4 protein-coding genes are annotated in these 5,560 nt (G+C 64.6%); 2 read left to right on the forward strand and 2 right to left on the reverse strand.

Annotation, left to right across the window (positions count from 1 at the left end):
• Nucleotides 1-262: 262 nt before the first annotated feature.
• Nucleotides 263-3,349 (reverse strand): efflux RND transporter permease subunit, encoded by a 3,087-nt coding sequence (locus QZ292_RS09335; protein ID WP_294600885.1) that lies wholly within the window; start codon nucleotides 3,347-3,349, stop codon nucleotides 263-265.
• A gap of 12 nt (nucleotides 3,350-3,361) precedes the next feature.
• On the reverse strand, nucleotides 3,362-4,474 hold the full coding sequence (locus QZ292_RS09340; protein ID WP_294600887.1) for an efflux RND transporter periplasmic adaptor subunit: 1,113 nt from the start codon (nucleotides 4,472-4,474) through the stop codon (nucleotides 3,362-3,364).
• A 388-nt stretch (nucleotides 4,475-4,862) separates the two neighbouring features.
• Here QZ292_RS09340 and QZ292_RS09345 point away from each other — a divergent pair, with 388 nt between their 5' ends.
• Both QZ292_RS09345 and QZ292_RS09350 read left to right on the forward strand, forming a co-directional pair.
• Complete coding sequence (locus QZ292_RS09345; RefSeq protein WP_294600889.1) at nucleotides 4,863-5,333, forward strand: hypothetical protein; 471 nt, start codon at nucleotides 4,863-4,865, stop codon at nucleotides 5,331-5,333.
• Nucleotides 5,318-5,527, forward strand: a complete 210-nt coding sequence (locus QZ292_RS09350; protein ID WP_294600891.1) for a hypothetical protein — start codon at nucleotides 5,318-5,320, stop codon at nucleotides 5,525-5,527. The genes QZ292_RS09345 and QZ292_RS09350 overlap by 16 nt, the downstream gene beginning before the upstream one ends.
• The last annotated feature ends 33 nt before the right edge of the window (nucleotides 5,528-5,560 follow it).

Consider the following 5,560-nt stretch of genomic DNA (forward strand, 5'->3'; position numbering starts at 1 on the left):
ATTCAAAAGCGGGCAACGCTTTTGAATGATTTTCCTGTTAAGGCGTGGCGCGCGGGCTTGTTAATGCGTTTTTGAGTCGCCCGCGGCAATTCTCGTCGGTTGGTACTTGGCCAACCGACAGAATATGCCCTTTTACGCGAGCGGGCGACTTTCCTACGGGAGGGGACTGCGCTCGGGCCGCGCGGGCCCCACGTCCCGTGGACGGGAAATGCTTCGCATTTCTGCGGCAGCCTCAGCCCAATTCTCTGTCTGCGCGCCGCACCTAAGCTACGCGGCGACTCGTCAACAGATACATGATCGGGATCACGAAGCCGTTCAAAAAGGTCGAGGTGAACAAACCGCCCAAAATCACATCCGCCATCGGACTCTGAATCTCGTTCCCCGGCAGGTCGCCTCCCACAGACAACGGAATCAACGCCAAAGCCGAGGTCAAGGCCGTCATCAGAATCGGGTTCAGCCGGTCGGCAGAACCCTGTATCACACTCTCGCTCAACGACATCCCCGACGCCCGGAGATCGTTGTAACGCGCGATCAGCAGCATCCCGTTCCGGGTCGCGATGCCGAACAGCGAAATGAAACCGATGATCGCCGGAATGCTGATCACTCCCCCCGTCACCCACACCGCAAACACGCCGCCGATCAGGGCCAAAGGCAGGTTCAAAAGGATCACCGCCGATTGTTTCACGCTCCGGAACTGATTGAACAACAGCAGAAAAATCACCAGCACAGACAACACCGAGGTCAGCAGCAGGGTGCGCGAGGCGGCCTGTTCGCTCTCGAACTGGCCGCCGTATTCGATGCGGTAGCCCTCCGGCAGCTCGACCCCCGCGTCGATCGCCTGTCGGATATCCTGCACGACGCTCCGCAAGTCGCGACCCGCCACGTTGGCCGACACGACCAGCTTCCGGGAGACATTCTCGCGGTTGATCGTATTGGGCCCCATCGACGAACGGATCGTAGCCAGCTGGCACAGAGGCACTTTCCGACCTCCGGCATCGACCGTCAGATCGCCGATCCGGTCGGCTGTCGCCCGGCCCGCGTCGTCCACTTTCAGAATCAGATCAAAGGTGCGGTCGCCCTCGTAGACCGTCGAGACCGCCTCGCCGGCCAGCATCACGTTCACCAGCTGTGCGAACGCCGGCAACGAAATCCCGTACCGGGCCAGCATCTCGCGGTTCGGTTCGATCTGTAACTGAGGCCGTTCGACCTGCTGTTCGACGTTCAGGTCGGCCAGCCCGTCGACTCCCTCGACCGCCTCGCGAATCCGGTTCCCGAGGGTGTAGAGCCGGTTCAGATCCGGCCCGAAAAGCTTGATGGCGATGCCGGCACGTGTCCCGGAGAGCATCGCGTCGATGCGGTGGGTGATGGGCGAGCCGACTTCGACGTTGATTCCGGGAATCTCGCCGAGCCGTTCGCGAATCTCGGCCTGGACGGCCTCTTTCGGCCGCCCGGAGAGCACGAAGGGGGCCTCGATCTCTGAGTCGTTCACCCCGAGGGCATGTTCGTCGAGCTCGGCCCGGCCGGTCTTGCGCCCGACGGTTTGAATCTCGGGAATCGACAGCAGGGTCTCTTCGACGCGACGGCCGATCCGGTCGGACTCGTCGAGCGAAATCCCCGGAAGGGTGCTCACGTTGATGGTGAACGACCCCTCGTTGAAGGGGGGCAGGAAGCTCCGCCCGAGGCCGGCGAAGAGGACGACGGCTCCGACGAACGCCACGCCGGTCGCCCCGAGCACCCACGCCCGGTGGCGCAGAGCCCAGCCGAGCAGCCGCAGGTAGAGGGTCTTCAAGTGTCTGGCCACGAAGGGTTCGCGTTCGAGGCGGCCACTCTCGCGCCGGCTCCCGAGCAGGTAGCTGCAGAGCACGGGGGTCAGGGTCAGGGCCACGAGGGTCGAGGCGCACAGGGCGGTGATAAAGGCCACGCCGAGCGGGGCGAGCATCCGCCCCTCCATCCCGGTCAGGAAGAAGAGGGGCACGAAGCTGACGATGATGATGAGGGTGGAGTTCAGGATGGGCATCCGCACCTCACGCGAGGCTTCGAAAATAACGGTCAGCACGGGGCGCCGCTCGCCGGAGGGCCGGTTGCGGTTCTCGCGCAGCCGCTTGAAGACGTTCTCGACGTCGACGATGGCGTCGTCCACGAGCGAGCCGATGGCGATGGCCATCCCGCCGAGGCTCATCGTATTGAGGGTCAGACCGAGGAGCTTCAGCATCAGGATCGACACGACGAGCGCCACGGGGATGGCCACGAGCGAGATGACGGTCGTCCGGAGGTTCATCAGGAAGAGGAAGAGCACCACGGCGACGAAGATACCGCCCTCGTACAGAGAGCGTTGGACGTTGTCGATGGAGCTCCGGATGAAGCGTTCCTGGCGGTAGATGTCGGTCGAGAGGCACACGTCGGGGGGCAGGCTGTGCCGCAGCTCGGCGAGGGCGCGGTCGACGCGTTCGGTGAGCTCGACGGTGCCGACCTGGGGCTGTTTCGAGAGGGTCAGAATCACGGCGGGTTCGGCACGGTACGAGGCGACGCCGGTCCGGGGCGAGCGGTCGCCGATCCGGATGTCGGCGATGTCGCGCAGCCGGACGGAGCGCCCCTCGGGGGTCTGCTTCACCCACGCGGAGCCGAGGGTCTGCGGGTCGTCGGTCGAGAGGAGGCCCCGGACGATGTATTCGTTGCCATACTCGTACAGAATCCCGCCGGAGACGTTGCGGTTCATGTTCTGCACGGCGGCGAGGGCTTCGTCGAGCCCGACGCCGTGGTGACGCATCCGGGCGGGCGAGAGAAGTATCTGGTACTCTTTGACTTCGCCGCCGAGCACGGAGACCTGGGCCACGCCGCCGACGGCCAGCAGCCGCGGCCGGACGCTCCAGTCGGCGAGCGTCCGGAGCTCTTGCAGGGAGGTGGTGTCGGCGGTGAGGGCGACGAACATCAGCTCGCCGAGGATGGAGGACTGGGGCCCGAGGGTCGGGTTGCCGACCTCGGGCGGAAGCGATTCGCGCACGGCGGCGAGCCGCTCGGAGACGATCTGACGGGCGCGATAAATATCTGTCCCCCAGTCGAATTCGACCCAAACAACGGAAAACCCGGTGGTGGAGGAGGAGCGCACACGGCGCAGGTCGGGCGATCCGTTCACGGCGGTCTCGACGGGGAAGGTGACGAGGCGTTCGACCTCTTCGGGGGCCATCCCGGAGGCTTCGGTCATCACGACGACGGTGGGGGCGTTCAGGTCGGGAAAGACGTCGACCTCCATCCGCGAGGCGGTATAAAGCCCGGCGACGAGCAGCAGCACCGACATCACGAGCACGGCGAGGCGGTTGTCGAGCGAAAATCGGATGATTCTATCGAGCATGGCGGGCGGGAATTAGTGGTTGTGGGTGTGGGCGGGAATGGCGTTCGAGGCGCCGGCGAGCTTCAGCCGGTAGGCGCCGCGGGTCACGACGCGGTCGCCGGGCTTCAATCCGCGGAGGATCTCGACGCGGGAGCCGTCGTTCTGGCCTACGGTAACCTCTTGTTTCTGAAAGACTTCGTCTTCGAGCTGAAGATAGACGAACCGAAGGCCCTGCTCTTCGGTCAGGGCGGAGAGGGGGAGGGTCAGGACGCTGTCGCGCGACCGGGCGAGCAGGCTGACGTCGACGAAGGAGCCGGGCAGGAGGTCGCCGGGGTTGTCGAATTCGAAGACGAGGGGGATGTAGGCGCCGTCGGAGGCGCGGCCGGCGGAAACCAGGCGGCCGTCGAGGTCGGCGAGACGCCGGACGGTGTCGTCGTAGGCGGTGCGGAAGTGGGCGCTCCGGATGGCGCTCAGCGAGCGGAAGGCGTGTTCGGGCAGGTCGGCGCGCAGCTGAAGGCGTCGGTTCCGGCCGACGACGGCGATGGGCTGACCGACGGTGACGTATTCGCCTTGTTGGACGAGTCGGCTCCGGAGGTAGCCGTTCATGGGCACGGGAACGGCGAGTCCGCGGGCGGTCATGCGCTGTGCCTGTCCGCGCCAGGCGGCTCGGGCGGCTTCGTAGCGCGCACGGATGGCGTCGAGCTCCCGGGCGGAGAGGAGGGTGTCGGCTGCGAGCTTCTCGGCGCGGCGGTATTCGCGTTCGGCGGCTTCGAAGTTCAGGGCGGCGCGCTGGACGGGGTCGCCGTCGAGGAGGGTCTCGCCGGAGATGGAGGCGAGGGTCTCGCCGGCCCGCACGGCGGAGCCTTCGGTCAGCGAGGGGTCGGAAAAGTAGAGGATGCCGCTGGAGGGGGCGGCGACGGTCTGTTCGTCGCCGGCCGGGGACTGGAGCTGTCCGCCGACGGGAATGACGGCGGCGAAGGGGCCGGGACAGAGGGTCTCGACTTCGAGTCCGGCGGCTGCGGCCTGGGCGCGGGTGAAGCCGACTTCGCCGGGGTGGTCGTGCTCGGGCGCTTCTTCTTCGGCGGCGTGGAAGTGGTCGGCGTCGCTTTCGGCACGGTGGCTGCAGGCTGCGCAACCGATTGCCAATGAGAAAAATATAAATTTTCGAACGAATAATAAGGTCTTCATCGTTTCGGTTCGGTAAATAAACGGGGCCCGTTCCCTGAGGGTGTCAGGAAGCGGACGAAGGAAATCGATCGATTTCAAAAACGGGAAAAACGGGAGGAGGTCTCCCTCAGAATGCGAAAAAAAGCGCGCCGAAACGGTCGAAAAGGCCGCGAATCGGGCATTACGCTCTCGCAAAGACCGAAACCGGCGGCCCGCGCCGCCCCTTATCGCCCGTCGTGCCGGGGTCTTCGCCGGGCACTTCGGGAGCGTCATAAAAGACGAAAGACGAGAGGTCTTTGATTCGATGAGACTCAGCGCAATGCCAGCATCCGCAGCCAATCGGCACCCACAAATCCTGGGTCGGCCGATGATCTTCGCCGGCCACGAACCGGGGCCCTTCGAGGCAGGTGCTGCGGTCGTCGGCATGTCCGGTACAGGGGTCGTTGTCGGCGTCGTCGCCGGCGCAGTGCTCGACGGTCAGGCAGATCGCACCCTCGTGATGGTGGTGCGGCAGCAGCGGCACGACCAGCAGCAGGAGCAAGGCCCAGCTCAAAAAGGCTATGGAGGTCTTTCGTTTCACGTCGTCGGGGCGTCTCTGTGCAAAGATAGGAATTATTCTTCTAACGCGGGAGGCTGTCCCGCCCCGGGCATCCGCGATGCGGGTTATCGGGGCACGGGCGGAGGCTCGGTATATTTTGCCGGAAACGGAGGGTACAGTTGGTCGTCCAAGGATGGCGAGACGGGGGGAACCGGTTTGGTTTTCGGAGCGGGATGGAACTTTGTGAGCTACGTGGACTACCGTGGTCTCGGTCTTCAGTTGCGTTGCCTCTCGGAATAAACGGACGCACCGCCCCGGGCTACCGCGAGAGGGGAAATGGCGGGCTGACGGTTGTCGGTAACCGCGGATACAGTTGGTCGTCTGCGGTTAACGGGCATACCGGCGTGAGTCTCAGTTTCGATGTGTTATGGATTTATCTCGGTTATGCGAATACCCGTGGCCACGCTCTTCAGTTGCGTTGCCTCTCGGAATAAACGGACGCACTGCGTCTTTTACTGGCCGTGTCT

It is taken from the genome of uncultured Rikenella sp. (assembly GCF_910577125.1).
Classification (GTDB): domain Bacteria; phylum Bacteroidota; class Bacteroidia; order Bacteroidales; family Rikenellaceae; genus Rikenella.

What these genes read in the sequence shown, in the direction of transcription:
- QZ292_RS09345 (WP_294600889.1), top strand. Translation starts at nt 4,863, where the DNA reads ATGATCTTCGCCGGCCACGAACCGGGGCCCTTCGAGGCAGGTGCTGCG.
- QZ292_RS09335 (WP_294600885.1), bottom strand. Translation starts at nt 3,349, where the DNA reads ATGCTCGATAGAATCATCCGATTTTCGCTCGACAACCGCCTCGCCGTG.